An 18,765-nucleotide genomic window follows, 5' to 3' on the forward strand; every position below is an offset into this window, starting at 1 on the left:
CGCTCCCACAGGTTATGTGTCGTCTACAACGTTTATGTACGACACGGACACTGTGGGAGCGGGCTTGCTCGCGAAGGCGTCAGTTCAGGCATCGCTGTTCTCAGGCTGAATCAACGCCAGCAACGTCCACCCGGATCCCGGTTTCAAAGCGGTCTCCGGCGTCACCACATGCACCCAGCCACTGTCATCGCGCATGAACAGCAGCGTCGCCCGATTGCCATGCAATGCCTGGTAATCCTCCCAACCGAACCCGTCCGTCAGCGTCGTGCTGTAGACCTCGGCGCCGTTGCTGATCAGGCTGGCCAGCTTGGCGTAGGTCAGCGCCTCGCTCCCCAGCTGATTGCCGCGATGTTCCAGGCTTGCCCGATGCTTGTCACTGCGACGACTTTCCTGACCACTGGCCAGACCAAACAGGCGTTGATGACCAAAGTCGTGTCGAAAACGCATCGCCGCCAGGGTGTTCAGTTCGCCCGACGGCGATAGCGCCAGCAGATGCCCCAGCCCGACCAGATCCAGATGCGCATCGGCATGCTGCGAAGCCGGGTTACCAAAGTACGTCGGCAAACCCTCCATGCGCGCCGCACGAATATTCTCCCAGCTCGAATCGGTCAACAGTACGCGGCTGCCCAGTTGCTGCAATGACTTGCCCAGCAACCGCGCCGGGCCGTTGGCGCCGACGATCAGGAAGCCGCTCGGCGCCGGTTCAGCGACGTTCAGCAAGCGTGCAAGTGGCCGAGCGGTTGCGCTTTGCAGCACCACGGTGCCGATGATCACCGCGAAAGTCAGCGGCACCAGCAGCAGCGCACCTTCGTGCCCGGCTTGATCCAGACGAATCGCGAAAATCGCCGACACCGCCGCCGCCACGATCCCGCGCGGGGCGATCCAGCACAGCAGGGCGCGTTCACGCCAGCTCAGGCTGGAGCCGGCAGTGCTCAACAGCACGTTCAGCGGGCGCGCGATCAGTTGAATCACCAGCAGCAGAATCAGCACCAACGGCCCGAGGCCGATCAAAGCATGCAGGTCCAGCCGCGCCGCCAGCAGAATGAACAACCCGGAAATCAGCAGCACGCTGAGGTTTTCCTTGAAGTGCAGGATGTGCCGCACATCCACGCCCTTCATGTTCGCCAGCCACATGCCCATCAGCGTCACCGCGAGCAGGCCGGACTCGTGCATCACCTGGTTGGATGCAATGAAGATCCCCAACACCGCCGCCAGCGAGGCGAGGTTATGCAGGTATTCCGGCAACCACTGGCGCCGGATGATGGTGCCCAGCACCCAGCCGCCGACCACCCCGAATACGCTGCCGCAGACAATCACGCCGCCGAAGGTCAACAGGCTCTGTTCGAGGCCGTTGCCCTCGGAGCGGGCGATGATGAAGCTGTAGACCACCACCGCGAGCAGGGCGCCGATCGGGTCGATGACGATGCCTTCCCAGCGCAGGATGTTGGCGATCGAGGCTTTCGGCCGCACCACCCGCAGCATCGGCACGATCACCGTCGGGCCGGTCACCAGCGTCAGGCTGCCGAACAGGATCGCCAGCAGCCAGTCGAAGCCGAGCAAAAAATGGGTGGCGACGGCAATCACCACCCAGGTCGTGAACGCGCCGATTGTCACCAGCCGATGCACGACGCTGCCGATCTCGCGCCATTCCGACAGGTGCAGGGTCAGACTGCCCTCAAACAGGATCAACGCTACCGCCAGCGACACCAGCGGCATCAGCAACGGGCCGAACATTTCCTGCGGGTCGAGCCAGCCCAGCACCGGCCCGGCGAGAATCCCGGTCAGCAACAGAAACAGAATCGCCGGCAGCTTCAGGCGCCACGCCAGCCACTGGCAACCCAACGCAGCGACGCCGATCCCGCCAAATGCCAAGAGAATTTGCTGCTCGTTCATTGAAGCTCCCTGTTCCTTGAAATTGCGGGCTATGAAAGACTAGCGGCCATTCCTACAGTTCACTCTACATTTGCGCACAGCCCCGGAGGTTGTGTGCCTTGAGCGCCCATGCCTGCCATCGACCATCCACTGATTGACCAATTCCTCGACGCCCTGTGGCTGGAAAAAGGCCTGTCCGACAACACCCGTGGCGCCTACCGCAGCGATCTGGCGCTGTTCAACGGCTGGCTGCAAGAGAAAAACCTCGAGCTGATCAATGCCGGTCGTGAGTTGATCCTCGATCACCTGTCCTGGCGCCTGGAGCAGAACTACAAGCCGCGTTCCACCGCCAGATTTCTTTCCGGTGTGCGTGGTTTTTATCGCTATCTGCTGCGAGAAAAGCTGATTACGGTCGATCCGACCTTGCGCGTCGACATGCCGCAACTCGGTCGGCCTTTACCCAAATCATTGTCGGAAGCCGACGTCGAAGCGCTGCTCAAGGCGCCGGATCTGAGCGAAGCCATCGGCCAGCGTGACCGCGCCATGCTTGAGGTGCTGTACGCCTGTGGTCTGCGCGTGACCGAACTGGTCAGCCTGACGCTGGAGCAGGTCAACCTGCGTCAGGGCGTGCTGCGGGTGATGGGCAAGGGCAGCAAGGAGCGCCTGGTGCCGATGGGCGAGGAGGCGATTGTCTGGATCGAGCGCTATATGCGCGATGGCCGCAGCGAGCTGCTCGGCGGGCGCCCCAGCGATGTGCTGTTCCCCAGTCAGCGCGGCGAGCAGATGACCCGCCAGACCTTCTGGCACCGCATCAAGCATTGGGCCAAGGTCGCCGGGATCGGCAAATCGCTGTCGCCGCACACCCTGCGTCATGCGTTCGCCACGCACCTGCTCAACCACGGCGCCGATCTGCGGGTGGTGCAAATGTTGCTCGGGCACAGTGATCTGTCGACCACGCAGATTTACACCCATGTGGCCCGCGCGCGCTTGCAGGACCTCCATGCCAAACACCACCCAAGAGGCTGATGCAACCTTCAATGTTGGAGTCATTACCTGTGGCGAGGGGATTCATCCCCGACGGGCTGCGCAGCAGCCCCAAAAACTTTGCGTTCAATAAAATTCCAAAGTATCCATTTACGACCGCAGCGCCTGCATCGGGGATAAATCCCCTCACCACAATAATGTGTGCCAGTCAGCCTTGAGTGTCTTGTGTCAGGCGCATTCGGCCATGCGAGCCTTATGTGGTAGGCTTTGCCGGTTTGCACGATGGACGGTTATGACCCGGTGTTCCGGCACGGGCGTTCTGACCGTTTCATTTGTCCGCCTTCAGGAGTTCTCATGCGTCTGACCCAGATTTTCGCCGCCGCAGCCATTGCGTTGGTCAGCACCTTTGCCGTCGCCGATGACGCGGCCGACAAAGCCATTCGTCAAAGCCTGGAAAAACTCGAACTCGAGGTTCCGGTAGAAAGCATCAGCGCCAGCCCGTTGCCGGGCATGTATGAAGTCAAGCTCAAGGGCAGCCGCGTGCTGTACGCCAGCGCCGACGGCCAGTACATCGTTCAGGGCTACCTGTTCCAGCTCAAGGACGGCAAACCGGTCAACCTGACCGAGAAGACCGAACGCCTGGGCATCTCCAAACTGATCAATGCCATTCCAGTGGCCGAAACCGTGGTTTACCCAGCCGTGGGCGAGACCAAATCGCACATCACCGTGTTCACCGACACCACCTGCCCGTACTGCCACAAGCTGCACGCCGAAGTGCCTGAGCTGAACAAGCGCGGCATCGAAGTGCGCTACGTGGCGTTCCCGCGTCAGGGCCTCGGCTCGCCGGGTGACGAGCAGTTGCAAGCCGTGTGGTGCTCGACCGACAAGAAAGCCGCCATGGACAAAATGGTCGATGGTAAGGAAATCAAGGCCGCCAAGTGCGCGAACCCGGTTTCCAAACAGTTCGCTTTGGGTCAGTCGATTGGCGTGAACGGCACACCGGCTATCGTTTTGGCCGACGGACAGGTCATTCCGGGCTACCAGCCGGCGCCACAAGTCGCCAAACTGGCGCTGGGCGCCAAGTAATTCGCATCGTCACGGTCCGCCGTTGACGATCATGGTCCGGCAGCAACATCGCCGGGCCATTAATAGAGAGCCGCGAACACGCGGTTGTTTTCCGGCCGACCTTGCGTCGGCCGTTTCATGGGGAGTTCACAGTGAATCCGGTCAAAGTAGGCATCTGTGGGTTAGGGACCGTCGGTGGCGGTACCTTCAACGTACTTCAGCGCAACGCCGAGGAAATTGCTCGTCGTGCCGGGCGTGGGATCGAAGTGGCACAAATTGCCATGCGCACGCCAAAGCCTCAGTTCCAGACGACCGGTATTGCGATTACCAACGATGTCTTCGAAGTGGCCACGAACCCTGAGATCGACATCGTCATAGAGCTGATGGGCGGCTACACCGTTGCCCGCGAGCTGGTACTCAAGGCCATCGAGAATGGCAAGCATGTGGTCACCGCGAACAAGGCACTGATCGCCGTTCACGGTAATGAGATTTTCGCCAAGGCACGCGAGAAAGGCGTGATCGTGGCATTCGAAGCGGCCGTGGCCGGTGGCATTCCGGTGATCAAGGCGATCCGTGAAGGCCTGTCCGCCAACCGCATCAACTGGGTCGCCGGGATCATCAACGGTACCGGCAACTTCATCCTCACCGAAATGCGCGAGAAGGGTCGCACCTTCGAAGACGTGCTGGCCGAAGCGCAAGCGCTGGGCTACGCCGAAGCCGATCCGACCTTCGACGTCGAAGGCATCGACGCCGCGCACAAACTGACGATTCTGGCCTCCATCGCGTTCGGCATTCCGCTGCAATTCGACAAGGCCTACACCGAAGGCATCACCAAGCTGACCACCGCTGACGTGAACTACGCCGAAGCGCTGGGCTACCGCATCAAGCACCTCGGCGTGGCGCGCAGCACCGCTGCCGGTATCGAGCTGCGCGTACACCCGACGCTGATCCCGGCCGATCGTCTGATCGCCAACGTCAACGGCGTGATGAACGCCGTGATGGTCAACGGTGACGCTGCCGGTTCGACGCTGTTCTACGGCGCTGGTGCTGGCATGGAGCCAACCGCTTCGTCGGTGATCGCCGACCTGGTGGACGTGGTTCGCGCCATGACGTCCGATCCGGAAAACCGCGTGCCGCACCTGGCCTTCCAGCCGGACTCGCTGTCGGCGCATCCGATCCTGCCGATCGAAGCCTGCGAAAGCGCCTACTACCTGCGCATCCAGGCCAAGGACCATCCGGGCGTACTGGCTCAGGTGGCGAGCATCCTCTCGGAGCGCGGCATCAACATCGAGTCGATCATGCAGAAGGAAGTCGAGGAACACGACGGTCTGGTACCGATGATCCTGCTGACCCACCGCGTGGTCGAGCAGCGTATCAACGATGCGATCGCCGCCCTCGAAGCCCTGGCCGGCGTGAATGGTCCGGTTGTACGGATCCGCGTCGAGCACCTGAACTAAGTCGTTGTCCTGCAATGGCCCCGTGAAAGGGGCCATTGTTGTGCACACTCTCCATTGGAGTCAGTCATGCGTTACATCAGTACCCGCGGCCAGGCACCGGCCCTGAATTTCGAAGACGTCCTGCTGGCCGGTCTGGCCACCGACGGCGGTCTGTACGTCCCGGAAAACCTGCCACGTTTCACCCAGGAAGAAATCGCTTCCTGGGCCGGTCTGCCTTATCACGAGCTGGCCTTCCGCGTGATGCGCCCGTTTGTCACCGGCAGCATTCCTGACGCCGACTTCAAGAAGATCCTCGAAGAAACCTACGGTGTGTTCTCGCACAGCGCCGTTGCGCCGCTGCGTCAGCTCAACGGTAACGAATGGGTGCTCGAGCTGTTCCACGGCCCGACCCTGGCGTTCAAGGACTTCGCCCTGCAACTGCTCGGTCGTCTGCTCGATTACGTGCTGGAAAAGCGCGGCGAGCGCGTGGTCATCGTCGGTGCCACCTCGGGTGACACCGGTTCGGCCGCCATCGAAGGCTGCAAGCACTGCGAAAACGTCGACATCTTCATCCTGCACCCGCACAACCGCGTGTCCGAAGTGCAGCGTCGGCAGATGACGACGATTGTCGGCGAGAACATCCACAACATCGCCATCGAAGGCAACTTCGATGACTGCCAGGAAATGGTCAAGAACAGCTTCGCCGACCAGAGCTTCCTCAAGGGCACGCGTCTGGTGGCGGTGAATTCGATCAACTGGGCGCGGATCATGGCCCAGATCGTCTACTACTTCCACGCAGCCTTGCAGCTGGGCGGCCCGGCGCGTTCGGTGGCGTTCTCGGTGCCGACCGGCAACTTCGGCGACATCTTCGCCGGTTACCTGGCGCGCAACATGGGCCTGCCGATCAACCAGTTGATCGTCGCGACCAACCGCAACGACATCCTGCACCGCTTCATGAGCGGCAACCAGTACGTCAAGGAAACCCTGCACGCCACGCTGTCGCCGTCGATGGACATCATGGTTTCGTCGAACTTCGAACGCCTGCTGTTCGACCTGCACGGTCGTAACGGAGCGGCGATTGCCGGGCTGATGGATTCGTTCAAGCAGGGCGGTGGTTTCAGCGTCGAGCAAGAGCGCTGGACCGAAGCCCGCAAGCTGTTCGACTCGCTGGCCGTGGACGATGCGCAAACCTGCGAAACCATCGCTGAAGTCTACGCGCAGTGCGGCGAAGTGCTGGATCCGCACACCGCCATCGGCGTCAAGGCCGCGCGCGAATGTCGCCGCAGCCTGGACATCCCGATGGTGATCCTGGGTACCGCACATCCGGTGAAATTCCCGGATGCCGTGGAGAAAGCGGGTGTAGGAAAAGCTCTCGAACTGCCTGCACATCTTTCTGATTTGTTTGAGCGAAACGAGCGCTGCACCGTTCTGCCAAACGAGCTGAAAGCCGTACAGGCCTTTGTCAGCCAGCACGGCAACCGCGGCAAGCCGCTGTAAGCCGAAAAAGCTGTCACATTTTGAAGCCCGTCTCCTGACGGGCTTTTTTGTTTCTGCTGCCACACTGCTCGGGTTTTCACCCATGAAGGACGGGTGAGTCGATCACGAAGGAAGTGGCAATGCTGTTTGAAAGAGGATGGAAACACGCCCTGAAGCGGGTTTTTCTGTTGTGCCTGTTGGTTGGCTGGCGCGTGGGCGTTGCGGCGCATCTGGCGCATGATGAAGAGCAGTTGTACATCGGCACCGTTGTGCTGAGTGAAGCCGAGCGGCAGTGGGTTCGCGATAACCCGACGGTGATCGTGGCGGCGGAGCAGTACCCGTTGTACCTGTTTCTGGATGAGCATGGTCATTGGAGCGGCTTGAACAATGATGTGCTCAAACGCATCAGCGCCATGACCGGGTTGCAATTCGTTTACCGGGAGTCGTTTTCCACCGCGCAGATGCTCGAGCGCCTGGAAACCGGTGCCGCAGACATGAGCACGACCCTGGCGATGAATGATGAGCGCCGGTTGAGCCTGGATTTCAGTCATGCCTTTGGCGGTGCCGGTTGGGTATTTGTCGGCCGCGCCGGCGAGCCTGGAGTGCAATCGCTGGAGCAGTTGGCCAAACGGGTGCTGGTGTTGCCGGGTCGGCATGCGCTGGAGGGGGTGATCCGACGCGATTATCCGTCCATCGAATTACGTTCGGTGAAAACCTATGCCGAGGCACGGGCGCTGGTCGAAAGCGGTGAGGCCTATGCCACCATCGAAAACGAAATCGGTGCGCAGCTCTATCCCTCAGGCTTGCTGAAGGTTGGCGAATTGCTGGAGGGAAAATGGGAGGCGGATCTTCTGGCCGTGCGCAAGGGGCAGCCGCAATTGCTGAGCATCCTGAACAAGGCGCTTGAAGCGTTCCCGGCTTCCGAACTGCGGGCCATTCGACTGAACTGGCTGGGCGGCATCGGGCCGAAACCAGCTGCTGCGGGCTGGCAACACTGGTCGCGTTTGGGCTACTGGGGTGTGTTTGTGGTGGGGGCTTTTTGTGGGTTGTCGCTGTTATGGCATCGGCGAATGGCGGCGCTGATCAAACAGCATCGAGACGTGCAAAGCCAGCTCGGTGATCAATTGGTCTTCCAGCGCGCGCTGATAGACGCCATGCCTGACCCGGTGTTCGTTCGCGACCTGGAAGGGCGTCTGATCCTCTGTAACAAAAGCTACGAAGAGGCGTTGTCGATCCGCTTTGAGCAGGTGCAGGGGTGTCGCTTGATCGACGTCGATGCCCTGCCGCGTGCCACCGCCGGCATGCTGCATGAGGAGTTCATGATTCAGCTGAGAACCCGCCGAACCCGCTTCAGCAGACGTCGCCTGCAATTCAAGCAGGGTAATCGCGACATCTATCAATGGACGGTGCCGTTTTACTGTGCCAGTGGGGAGTTGCGAGGCCTGCTCGGCGGGTGGTCGGATATCACCCGGCGTGATGCGGCAACGACGGGACATCCGCATTGATATAGGGAAATTTCCTATATCACGCGCCTCCTTTTCCGATGGGGGACTGAAGGAGGCTGTCCTAAAGTGGGCAGCAACTGCGGACGAGTCCGCGATTGCCGTTTCAGAGGTCGTCCATGCGCTCGCTCAAAGTACTGATTCTCGAACCCGATCCTTATCGAATGATGGCGTTGCACCAGATGCTCAATGCGGTCGGTATCTATGACGTACTCACGGCGCCATCGCTGGCCTCGGCACGTTGCTCGCTGGAGCGTCGCACCCGGGTCGACATTGCGATCTGCGATCCGCAGTTGAAAGGCGGGGAAGGCCTGGCGCTGATCCACCATCTGGCGGCCGAAGGGGAGGCCAATGCGCTCATTCTACTGGGGCGTGTAGCGCCGGGCTTGCTGAGCGATCTCGAAAGCCTGCTGCAAACACACGAGGTGATGCTGCTGGGGCGCCTGCAAACGCCGGTTTCGGCCGTGCTGATGCGCGGGCTGCTGGACAGCTACCTGCAAGCGGCAGCCCATCCGGCGGGGGCTTGAGCCGATGGTTATGTTTCTGTCATCTTCACCGTGCATGCTCTGACAGACCGCTAACTGCTCCGGGAGCAGCGCGGTATTCAGAACTTTCTTCTCGGGCCGGTGGTCATTTATTGTGAACACGCCCCAGGCACAATGTTTTCGGACTATTGAGTGGAGATCGAGATGGAAAGTATCAGTCTATTGCTCGGTGAGGCTCTGAGCCCGTATCAGGTGACGTTGACTCCGTGTGGCACCCATGGCGAATGCCTGGTGACGCTGAAGAACAGCAACGGCGCCCTCGTGGTGGAGCGCGAATTCAATCAGGCGCAGTTGACCGACAAACGCCTTCTGACAGATGTGGTTGACGGTTTGCACCGTGACGTCCTGATCGCCGAAGGGCGGCTGGAGCCCTGTGTGATCGCGGCCTTGCGCAATGCGGCGCTGGATAAGCGTGCGGCCCTGTAAAGATGAAATATTTTTTGTGGGAACCTTCCTGCATCCCCGTCAGTCAGACCCCATAACAGCAGGATCAAGCATTGTGCTCCGGTGCTTGTCGCTTGCTGCTACGGGTCTTTAAGCAGACCGCGTTTAACCCCGAGTTGTCTCCCCACTGCTCGGGGTTTCTTTTTGCCCGCAGGTTTTACTGCGTGGCCTGTTGCTCGAAAAAAATCCGCGCCTGTTGCAGATAATCCGTGCGCATTTCGGGGTCCAGCCAGTCGGCATACGACTGGTTCAGTTGCTCGTGGGGCAGGGTACGCAGCAGTTGGTTGATCTCACTGATCGCCTGACGGCCCTGAGGAGTATCGGAACACCCGACAAAGCCAGACAGATACTTGCCGGTGCCGCGAATCGGAAAGAACACCAGTTCGTCTTCGGCAATTTGCGCCTGCTGCGCCTGATAGCGGATCTCCGGCCAGTAACCCAGCACCACTTGCAGACGCCCCAGGCGCTGCATCGACAGCAGGCTGCTCAGGGCGTCGTTGCCATAATGCGGCGTCAACGCACCGCCGGGAGCCTGCTTGAGCAGACTGTCGAGATACTCGCCGTAACTGCGTTCCGCGACGACTCCGACCTTGATCTCGCCATTGGCCAGAAATGCCGGCAGATCGACTTCACCGTCGATCAGGTACGGCGCCAGTACGTCGCGATCTTTCTGACGCACCACCAGACCATTACTGACAGCGCGAAACGCCGGGATAGAGAAAGTGATCCATTGCGTGCGCTCCTTGCTCCAGATCAGCGACGGATCGCAGGTGAAGGACGGCTCGTGCAGCATCTGCATGCCGCGGGCGCGATTGACCCGCATCAGCGTGTGTTCGTATTGCGGCATGCCGGCGATCAGCATCGGCATCAGTTGATCGATGACGCCCTGGCCCTTTTTCGGGCCTTCGAAGATGGTCAGGGGCGGCAGGTCGCGCAGCAACCAGACCAGCGTGGGTTTCGCTTGCGCCCAGGCGGGCAGGGCGAGCAGAAACAACAGGCCGAACAGCCGCCACGTCCACCAGTGGTGGGCGCGGTTGGCGTCCGATGTCTGCCGATGTTTCAGCTTAGATAGCTCCGTCTGCGCGCAACCGGGCGATCTGCTGTTCGTCGTAGCCAAGATCGTGCAGTACCTGCGCATTGTGTTCACCGAGCTGCGGCCCGACCCATTCGGAAGTGCCCGGTGTCTCGGAGAGTTTCGGCACGATGCCCGGCATCTTGAAAGGCTTGCCGTCCGGCAGCTTCGCCTGCAGGAACATTTCCCGGGCGAGGTACTGCGGATCGCTGAACATGTCCTCGGCACTGAAGATCCGGCTAGCCGGCACTTCCGCCTGATTGAGCAGGTCGAGCACGCTTTGCAGCGGCAGCGAATTGACCCAGCGGTCGATCACGCCATACAACTCGTCGCGGCGACTGTCGCGACCGTCGTTGCTCGCCAGTGTCGGGTCGTTGGCCAGATCCTCGCGGCCGATGATCAGCATGAAGCGCTTGAAGATTGCGTCGCCATTGGCACCGATCTGCACATGCTTGCCGTCGGCGCTGGTATGGATCGATGACGGCGTGATGCCCGGCATGATGTTGCCGGTGCGCTCGCGGATGAAGCCGAACACGTCGAACTCCGGCACCATGCTTTCCATCATGGCGAAAATCGCCTCGTACAACGCGACATCGACCACTTGGCCGAGACCGCCGTTGACCTCGCGATGACGCAGCGCCATCAGCGCGCCGATCACGCCCCACAGCGCGGCAATCGAATCGCCAATGGAAATCCCGGTGCGCACCGGTGGCCGGTCTTCGAAGCCGGTGATGTAGCGCAAACCGCCCATGGATTCGCCGACCGCGCCAAAGCCTGGTTGATCCTTCATCGGCCCGGTCTGACCGAAACCCGAGAGGCGCACCATCACCAGTTTCGGATTCAGCGCGTGCAGGGTTTCCCAGCTCAGCCCGAGTTTTTCCAGCACGCCGGGGCGAAAGTTTTCGATCAGGATGTCGGCTTCGCCCAGCAGTTTTTTCAGGATCGCCAGGCCCTCGGGGTGCTTGAGGTTCAGGGTCAGCGACTTCTTGTTACGCGCCTGGACGAACCACCACAGCGAGGTGCCTTCATACAATTTGCGCCACTTGCGCAGCGGATCACCGCCGTCGGGCGATTCGATCTTGATCACTTCGGCGCCGAACTCGCCGCAAATGCGCGAGGCAAACGGCCCGGCAATCAACGTACCCAATTCAATGACTTTCACACCGCTGAGCGGTTTGTTGGCGAACGGCATACTGAATCCTGTAGGACAAGGCTGAGCGGATACAGCGTTTTAACATAGCCGGCTGTCAGACGCCGCAGGTTGATCGCCATCAATTCGATGATTGCCTACGGCATCGGTTAGACTTGCCGACTTTCCTCGTATCAAGAAGCCCGTTCATGGCCCAGCCGTCTACCACGTACAAATTCGAACTGAACCTCACTGACCTCGACCGCAGCGTCTACGAGAGCGTCAAGCAGACCATCGCCCGTCACCCTTCGGAAACCGAAGAGCGCATGACCGTGCGGCTGCTGGCCTACGCCCTCTGGTACAACGAACTGCTGTCGTTTGGCCGTGGTCTGTCGGACGTGGATGAACCTGCGCTGTGGGAAAAAAGCCTGGATGACCGCGTTCTGCACTGGATCGAAGTCGGTCAGCCGGACGCCGATCGCCTGACCTGGTGCTCGCGTCGCACCGAACGCACCAGTCTGCTGGCCTATGGCAGTCTGCGCGTGTGGGAAGGCAAAGTGGTGCCGGTGGCGAAGAACCTGAAAAACGTCAACATCGCTGCGGTGCCGCAGGAAGTACTGGAAACCCTGGCCAAGGACATGCCGCGCGTCATCAAGTGGGACGTGATGATCAGCGAAGGCACGATCTTCGTCACTGACGACCGTGGTCAGCACGAAGTCCAGCTGGAATGGCTGGCCGGTGAACGCGGCTGATCCTGCGCCGCTTACTGATTAATCCCACGTATTCAAGAGAAGTTTCCGTTAGCCCATGCGTATTGATCCTCGACCGTTGCCTGCCACGCTGCCGTTTCTCGGTGACCTGCCACCTTTGCTGACCCGTTTGTACGCGGCACGGGGTGTGCAGTCCGAGGCGGAGCTGGATAAAAGTCTGGCGCGGCTGATTCCGTTCCAGCAGCTCAAGGGCATCGAGGCGGCGGTGGATCTGCTGGTGACGGCGCTGGAGCAGCGTCAACGGATTCTGATCGTCGGTGACTTCGACGCCGATGGCGCGACGGCCAGTACGGTCGGCGTGCTCGGCTTGCGTCTGCTGGGCGCGGCGCATGTCGATTATCTGGTGCCGAACCGCTTCGAATACGGCTATGGCCTGACCCCGGAAATCGTCGAAGTCGCCCTGACCCGCGAACCGCAGTTGCTGATCACCGTCGACAACGGCATCTCCAGTGTCGAGGGCGTGGCGGCGGCGAAGAAGGCCGGGCTCAAGGTGTTGATCACCGACCACCACTTGCCCGGCGATGAACTGCCGCAAGCCGATGCGCTGGTCAACCCGAACCAGCCGGGCTGTGAGTTTCCGAGCAAGGCGCTGGCCGGGGTCGGGGTAATTTTCTACGTGTTGATGGCCTTGCGCGCGCGCCTGCGCAGTCTCGGCTGGTACGAGAGCAAGCCGCAGCCGAACATCGGCGAACTGCTGGATCTGGTGGCGCTGGGCAGCGTTGCCGACGTGGTGCCGCTGGACGCCAACAACCGGATTCTGGTGCATCAGGGCCTCGAGCGGATTCGCGCCGGGCGTGCCCGTCCGGGGATCAAGGCGATTCTTGAAGTGGCCAAGCGTGACGCCGCGCGAATCACTTCCACCGACCTTGGATTTATCGTCGGCCCGCGCCTGAACGCGGCGGGGCGCCTGGACGACATGAGCCTCGGCATTGAATGCCTGCTCACTGCCGACGCCAATCTGGCGCGGGAAATGGCCGCGCAACTGGACGGCATGAATCAGGATCGCAAATCCATCGAGCAGGGCATGCAGCGCGAGGCGCTGGCCCAGCTCAAGGACTTGCCGGTGGAATCGATGCCGTTCGGCCTGTGCCTGTTCGATCCCGAGTGGCACCAGGGTGTGATCGGCATTCTCGCTTCGCGGATGAAAGAACGTTATTTCCGTCCGACGATTGCCTTCGCCGATGCCGGTGACGGTTTACTCAAGGGCTCGGGGCGTTCGGTGCAGGGTTTCCATATTCGCGATGCCCTGAGCGTGGTGGCGGCGCAGCATCCGAACCTGATTGCCAAGTACGGTGGCCACGCGATGGCGGCCGGCCTGACCTTGCCGCAAGAGAATTTTCCGCTGTTCGCCGAGGCTTTTGACGCTGAAGTGCGTCGGCAACTTCGCGAAGAAGACCTGACCGGGCGGATGCTGTCGGATGGCACGCTGGCGGTCGAGGAATTCCATCTGGAACTGGCCCGCGCCCTGCGCCATGCCGGGCCTTGGGGCCAGCACTTTCCGGAGCCGCTGTTCCACGGCGTGTTCCAGTTGATCGAGCAGCGGGTGGTCGGCGAGCGGCACCTGAAAGTGGTGCTGAAAAGCGAGTGCGGGTCGGTGAAGCTGGATGGCATCGCTTTCGGCATTGACCGTGATGTCTGGCCGAACCCGACCATTCAGTGGGTCGAGCTGGCCTACAAGCTCGACGTTAACGAGTTTCGTGGCAACGAGACGGTGCAACTGATGATTGCCCACATCGAACCGCGCTGACGCCATTCGCGAGCAAGCCCGCTCCCACAGGTACAGTGTTGCCATTGTGGGAGCGGGCTTGCTCGCGAAGGCGTTCTTTCACACACAGAATTACTCTGAACCCTCCCTCATCCCCGGTTGTCGACTAGGCTCTAAGCACTGCTTGATTGGCCTTGTGACGTCTTGTCGAATGTTTTGCCCGCGGGGGCGGGTGCTGCACCTTTTTCCTGTCACTCGTCGACTTTTCAAACAGAACCCTGGAGCCTGCCCACTGATTTGAGAGGTGCCCCATGAGTCTGCTGCTCGAACCCTTTACCCTTCGCCAACTGACCCTGCCCAACCGCATCGCCGTGTCGCCGATGTGCCAGTATTCCAGCGTCGACGGTCTGGCCAACGACTGGCATCTGGTGCACCTGGGCAGCCGTGCGGTGGGTGGTGCCGGCCTGATTTTTACCGAGGCCACGGCGGTCACCGCCGACGGGCGAATCACCGCTGAAGACCTCGGTTTGTGGAACGACGAACAGATCGAACCGCTGCAACGCATCACCCGTTTCATCACGGCTCAGGGTGCGGTTGCTGGCATTCAACTGGCCCATGCCGGGCGCAAGGCCAGCACCCATCGGCCATGGATCGGCAAACACGGTAGCGTCAAGCCGGAGGATGGCGGCTGGACCCCGGTCGGGCCGTCGCCGATTGCCTTCGACCCGCAGCACACGCAACCGAAACAGCTGGATGAAGGGCAAATCGCCGAAGTCATCCAGGCCTTCGTCGCTGCGGCCAAACGTGCGTTGACCGCAGGTTTCAGCGTGGTCGAAGTGCATGCCGCCCACGGTTATCTGCTGCATCAGTTTCTGTCGCCATTGAGCAATCAGCGCCGCGATCAATACGGTGGTTCGTTCGAAAACCGTATTCGGCTGGTGTTGCAAGTCACCGAGGCCGTGCGCGAGGTCTGGCCACAAGAGTTGCCGGTGTTTGTCCGGGTTTCGGCCACCGACTGGGTCGAAGACGGCTGGAACCCGGATGAAACCGTGGAGCTGGCGCGCCGCCTCAAGGCACTGGGAGCGGATCTGATCGACGTCTCTTCCGGTGGTACCGCCGCCAACGCCGAGATTCCCGTGGGGCCGGGTTATCAGACGCGTTTCGCCGAACGGGTACGCAAGGAGTCAGGCATCGCCACCGGCACCGTCGGCATGATTACCGAGCCGGCGCAGGCCGAGCACATTCTGCGCACCTGTCAGGCCGACATCATCTTCCTCGCCCGAGAACTGCTGCGGGACCCGTACTGGCCGCTGCATGCCGACGATGATCTGGGTGGGCGCAAAGCGGTATGGCCTGCGCAGTATCAGCGCGCGACCCATCGTGATCAGCCGATTCACGAGTCTGACTTGCGCGATTGAGTCGGTTGCGGTAAAGCAAAAAGCCCCGGTCAGTGATGGCCGGGGCTTTGTTTTGTCTGGTTGTCGTTGCGCTGCCTGGTCGAACGCTATCGCGAGCAGGCTCACTCCTACAGTTGATCTGCGTCGAACACTCATTTTGTGAACGATAGATCCCCCTGTAGGAGTGAGCCAGCTCGCGAAGAGGCCAGGTCAGGCGCTACATAACCCTCAAGGGTATTTACGCTTGTCCGGCGCCGGCGGGAAGTACTGGTACAGCCAGGTTTCGCTCAATGTGCGGTCATTGGTGCGGATGAACAGGCGCAGTTCCACCGGGTCGACGCTGTCGCTGGTCGGGTACCAGTCGAACAGGATCCGGTAACCCTTGATGTCATCGAGCACCAGCACGCTGAAGTCCTGCACCTTGCCGTTGGAGCAGGTGACCACCGGTTCGATCCCGGTGCCCTGCGGCAGGCGATCGAGACCGCCACCGGTGAAGTCCACGGCAAAACGACGGGCCCAGACCGGCGGGTAATGCTCGCCCGGTGCCCAGCCTTCGACGAAGCCACCCATACCCGACCGGGTCGCATGCACCCGCGCCAGCGGCGTGCCGACCGGTGGCAGGGCGCTCCAGTAGAGCTTGTAGCCATAGTTCAGCGAGTCGCCGGCGGCCACTGGCTTCTTCGGCGTCCAGAACGCGACGATGTTATCGAGCGTTTCGCCGGTGGTAGGAATTTCCAGCAGATCGATGGAGCCTTCGCCCCACGCGGTTGTAGGCTCGACCCACAGGCTCGGGCGTTTGCTGTACCAGTCAACGGTGTCCTGATAGTTGGCGAACTCGTGGTCGGTCTGCACCAGACCGAAGCCCTTCGGATCGGTGTCGGCGAACGCGTTGAACTGCAGGGTCGCCGGGTTGTTCAGCGGGCGGCAGATCCACTCGCCATTGCCACGCCACATCGCCAGGCGATCGGAGTCGTGAATCTGCGGGTGGATGGTGTCGCACATGCGGCGTTCGTGGGTGCCGCAGCTGAACATGCTGGTCATCGGTGCGATGCCCAGTTGTTCGATGGCGGTACGCGCGTTGATGTGGGCGTCGATCTCCATCACCACGCGCTCGGCCTGGCAATCGATGTCGAAGCGGTAGGCACCGGTGGCGCTCGGCGAGTCGAGCAGCGCATAGACCACAAAACGCGTGGCGTTCTGATCCGGGGTCTCGAACCAGAATTTAGTGAAGTCCGGGAATTCTTCGCGCTTTTTCGCGTAGGTGTCGACGGCCAGGCCGCGAGCGGAGAGGCCATATTGGCCAGTCGCATCCACCGCGCGGAAATAACTGGCGCCGAGGAACGACACCACGTCATGGCGATCCAGCTCCGGCGCCTTGAACAGCTTGAAGCCGGCAAACCCCAAGTCGCCCTTGAGCTGCTGGGTGTCGACTGAGGTGTTCTCGTAATTGAACAGCGTCGGGCGGAAATGCACTTCGCGGGCGGTGCGGGTCTTCGGATCGACGCTGTACATGCGCACCGGTTGACGGAAACCCATACCGACGTGGAAGAACTGCACGTCCAGCTGACCCTTGTTTTCTTTCCACAGCGAATGATCGCCGTCGTAGCGAATCGCGTTGAAATTCTGCGGGGTCATGGTCGCCAGCGTTGGCGGCAGCACCTGTTTGCTGTCCTGATAAGCCGAGCCGGCCAGTTGCTTGGCCTGGCGCTTGAGCGCTTCGAAGTCGAAAGCCTGGGCCTCGCCATCGGCGGCGCCACCATTGGCTGCCCAGGCACGGGCGGCCAGCAGGCCGGAAGCCGAGAGACCGGTGTAAGCCGCAATGGCCATCGACGCTTTGAGCAAATTCCTGCGGTGCATAAATACAACCTGTCGTGAGCAATCCCGCGCCGTTCCTGGCACGTGCTGGATCATTAATTACGGTTCGGACAAGCCTTCGGCCAAACGCAACGGACTATAAACAGATGCCGGCTAGCTTAAACGGTTCGCTCGCCGAGCAAAATTCGTTGATTCACAGTGACAGAGTGTCAATGAAACAAGACATGTCGGTTAAAAATCTGACAGGGCGTTCTGATTTATGCGGCATATCTGCTTTTTTCGACTAATTACTCTAAAAACCGCTTTTCAGCGCCGATTTAATTTCTATTCTATGGGCATGACCGGTGTTGACCGGTAGGGCACACGGCGCTGCTGTAAGGGGCAGGGCGATGTGGTGGTTTAGCAATTCTTTGAAGTATTGAAGGACATCGTCCATGGCAAAAATACAAGGTATCGCCGAAATGCTCGGCATCTTCCCCTGCCTCGGCAGCGGCCGTAGAAGGCGTCGTTTGAGTTCTGAAGAGCTGAAGCTGGTGGAGCGTTATCGCGAGTTGTCGGAGAGTGACCGGATAGCGATGCGGTATCTGGTGGATGCGATGCGCAGTGTTTCGCGGTTTTGAGTGGAAATAAAAAGGGGCGGACTGAAAGGTCCGCCCTTTTTTATTTGGATCAGCTACACGTTCCCAGGACTGGATACGGCCGCTGGCCGCGCATCAACTCCGGCACATCCCGCCATTTGACCCACGCCTGCTGTTGCCAGTGCAGCAGCGGTACGGTAACGCCTGCCCAATGCATTGAGCTCAAGCTCGGGTGGTTTTCCACAGGGCTTGATTGAGTTTCGCGCAGCATCGGGATGACTTCATGGCTCAGCCATTGGCGCAGGTGTCGGTTTTCCGGGACGAAGTGATGGACGAGCAGGGCGAACAGGCCGGACTCGCTGACCATCGCGCAATCGATGATTTCGCCGTCCCGACGCAGGAGGACATGGCGACGCTGGTCGGGATCGAGTTTCAGGGTGAGGCGTTCGTTCAGGGGGTAACCCATCAAGCGACCGAGATCTTGCACGCAGAACCAGGCTTCGTGGTCTTGCATGAAGGCGTGGAGGAAGCGGTTGTGGCGGGTGAAGATTGTGGGGGTGAAGAAGTCAGAACTTTCAGAAAGATTTTGGACGTGGTTAGGCATTTGTCGACTCCAATGTTGAGAATAGAGCCGCCACTCAAATGAGTGCGGTCACGCCGTTTTGATATTTACTCCGGCTCCGACACCGGGCCGCTGATTTCGCCGCCGAGAGAAAGCCTATCGGCTAGCCACCCAAGACGCCAAGTCGGCTCTATCGATACCTTCTGTAGGAAAGCGGGCTTATTTCTGAAGGCAGTATCTGTAGGAAATGCCTGATTTTGTAGTGTCAGCAGCAACCGACCGCCCAAGCCTTAGTTTTTCCTTTATCTATTTGGGTCCACGGAATGAACTGCATGGGTGCCATCAGGGCTAAGAGGTCGAGGCCTGCAATACGGTAAAAATAATCCTGCGATAAGCGGCGGTTGCGGATATCT

Annotated in this window: 16 protein-coding genes; 11 read left to right on the forward strand and 5 right to left on the reverse strand. The window is 60.5% G+C overall.

What is annotated here, in order from left to right; translation table 11 throughout:
• Positions 1–84: 84 nt before the first annotated feature.
• Positions 85–1,893, reverse strand: a complete 1,809-nt coding sequence (locus QMX91_RS10775) for a sodium:proton antiporter (protein WP_225137654.1) — start codon at positions 1,891–1,893, stop codon at positions 85–87.
• Between the two features lie 108 nt (positions 1,894–2,001).
• On the opposite strand from QMX91_RS10775, the gene xerD reads away from it, so the two are divergent.
• The 7 genes from xerD to QMX91_RS10810 all read left to right on the forward strand — a co-directional run bounded on the left by xerD (position 2,002) and on the right by QMX91_RS10810 (position 9,306).
• Positions 2,002–2,898 carry a site-specific tyrosine recombinase XerD gene (gene xerD, locus QMX91_RS10780; protein ID WP_003221987.1) on the forward strand — a complete coding sequence of 299 codons (897 nt, stop codon included), beginning with the start codon at positions 2,002–2,004 and terminating at the stop codon, positions 2,896–2,898.
• Between the two features lie 312 nt (positions 2,899–3,210).
• Complete coding sequence (gene dsbC, locus QMX91_RS10785) at positions 3,211–3,942, forward strand: bifunctional protein-disulfide isomerase/oxidoreductase DsbC (protein WP_007967782.1); 732 nt, start codon at positions 3,211–3,213, stop codon at positions 3,940–3,942.
• Positions 3,943–4,073: 131 nt separating this feature from the next.
• Positions 4,074–5,378 (forward strand): homoserine dehydrogenase, encoded by a 1,305-nt coding sequence (locus QMX91_RS10790; protein WP_007908972.1) that lies wholly within the window; start codon positions 4,074–4,076, stop codon positions 5,376–5,378.
• Positions 5,379–5,444: 66 nt separating this feature from the next.
• Complete coding sequence (gene thrC / locus QMX91_RS10795; RefSeq protein ID WP_027610971.1) at positions 5,445–6,854, forward strand: threonine synthase; 1,410 nt, start codon at positions 5,445–5,447, stop codon at positions 6,852–6,854.
• Positions 6,855–6,973: 119 nt separating this feature from the next.
• Positions 6,974–8,338 (forward strand): transporter substrate-binding domain-containing protein, encoded by a 1,365-nt coding sequence (locus QMX91_RS10800; protein ID WP_282412697.1) that lies wholly within the window; start codon positions 6,974–6,976, stop codon positions 8,336–8,338.
• A gap of 116 nt (positions 8,339–8,454) precedes the next feature.
• Positions 8,455–8,862: a DNA-binding protein gene (locus QMX91_RS10805; protein WP_282412698.1), complete on the forward strand. Its 408-nt coding sequence runs from the start codon at positions 8,455–8,457 to the stop codon at positions 8,860–8,862.
• Between the two features lie 162 nt (positions 8,863–9,024).
• The gene (locus QMX91_RS10810) at positions 9,025–9,306 is read left to right on the forward strand and encodes a DUF3509 domain-containing protein (RefSeq protein WP_282412699.1); all 282 of its coding nucleotides are present in this window, start codon (positions 9,025–9,027) and stop codon (positions 9,304–9,306) included.
• A 175-nt stretch (positions 9,307–9,481) separates the two neighbouring features.
• Here the strand turns inward: QMX91_RS10810 and QMX91_RS10815 are convergent, their stop codons facing one another.
• Positions 9,482–10,441, reverse strand: a complete 960-nt coding sequence (locus QMX91_RS10815; RefSeq protein WP_225137657.1) for a TIGR02285 family protein — start codon at positions 10,439–10,441, stop codon at positions 9,482–9,484.
• Entirely contained in the window at positions 10,389–11,588 is a 1,200-nt protein-coding gene (locus QMX91_RS10820; RefSeq protein ID WP_095138297.1) for a CaiB/BaiF CoA-transferase family protein, read from the reverse strand. The genes QMX91_RS10815 and QMX91_RS10820 overlap by 53 nt, the downstream gene beginning before the upstream one ends.
• A 146-nt stretch (positions 11,589–11,734) precedes the next feature.
• On the opposite strand from QMX91_RS10820, the gene QMX91_RS10825 reads away from it, so the two are divergent.
• The 3 genes from QMX91_RS10825 to QMX91_RS10835 all read left to right on the forward strand — a co-directional run bounded on the left by QMX91_RS10825 (position 11,735) and on the right by QMX91_RS10835 (position 15,418).
• Entirely contained in the window at positions 11,735–12,277 is a 543-nt protein-coding gene (locus QMX91_RS10825; protein ID WP_003222001.1) for a YaeQ family protein, read from the forward strand.
• A 55-nt stretch (positions 12,278–12,332) separates the two neighbouring features.
• Entirely contained in the window at positions 12,333–14,042 is a 1,710-nt protein-coding gene (recJ, locus tag QMX91_RS10830; RefSeq protein WP_282412700.1) for a single-stranded-DNA-specific exonuclease RecJ, read from the forward strand.
• A gap of 269 nt (positions 14,043–14,311) precedes the next feature.
• The gene (locus tag QMX91_RS10835; protein WP_134785512.1) at positions 14,312–15,418 is read left to right on the forward strand and encodes an NADH:flavin oxidoreductase/NADH oxidase; all 1,107 of its coding nucleotides are present in this window, start codon (positions 14,312–14,314) and stop codon (positions 15,416–15,418) included.
• 207 nt (positions 15,419–15,625) lie between these two features.
• On the opposite strand, the gene QMX91_RS10840 is transcribed toward QMX91_RS10835, so the two are convergent.
• The gene (locus QMX91_RS10840) at positions 15,626–17,254 is read right to left on the reverse strand and encodes a glucan biosynthesis protein D (RefSeq protein WP_139053775.1); all 1,629 of its coding nucleotides are present in this window, start codon (positions 17,252–17,254) and stop codon (positions 15,626–15,628) included.
• A 392-nt stretch (positions 17,255–17,646) separates the two neighbouring features.
• On the opposite strand from QMX91_RS10840, the gene QMX91_RS10845 reads away from it, so the two are divergent.
• On the forward strand, positions 17,647–17,832 hold the full coding sequence (locus QMX91_RS10845) for a hypothetical protein (protein WP_003222012.1): 186 nt from the start codon (positions 17,647–17,649) through the stop codon (positions 17,830–17,832).
• Positions 17,833–17,881: 49 nt separating this feature from the next.
• Here the strand turns inward: QMX91_RS10845 and QMX91_RS10850 are convergent, their stop codons facing one another.
• Positions 17,882–18,394 (reverse strand): Bro-N domain-containing protein, encoded by a 513-nt coding sequence (locus tag QMX91_RS10850; RefSeq protein ID WP_282412701.1) that lies wholly within the window; start codon positions 18,392–18,394, stop codon positions 17,882–17,884.
• Positions 18,395–18,765 lie beyond the last annotated feature (371 nt).

It is taken from the genome of Pseudomonas sp. PS01299, assembly GCF_029960145.1.
Taxonomy (GTDB): Bacteria; Pseudomonadota; Gammaproteobacteria; order Pseudomonadales; family Pseudomonadaceae; genus Aquipseudomonas; species Aquipseudomonas putida_A.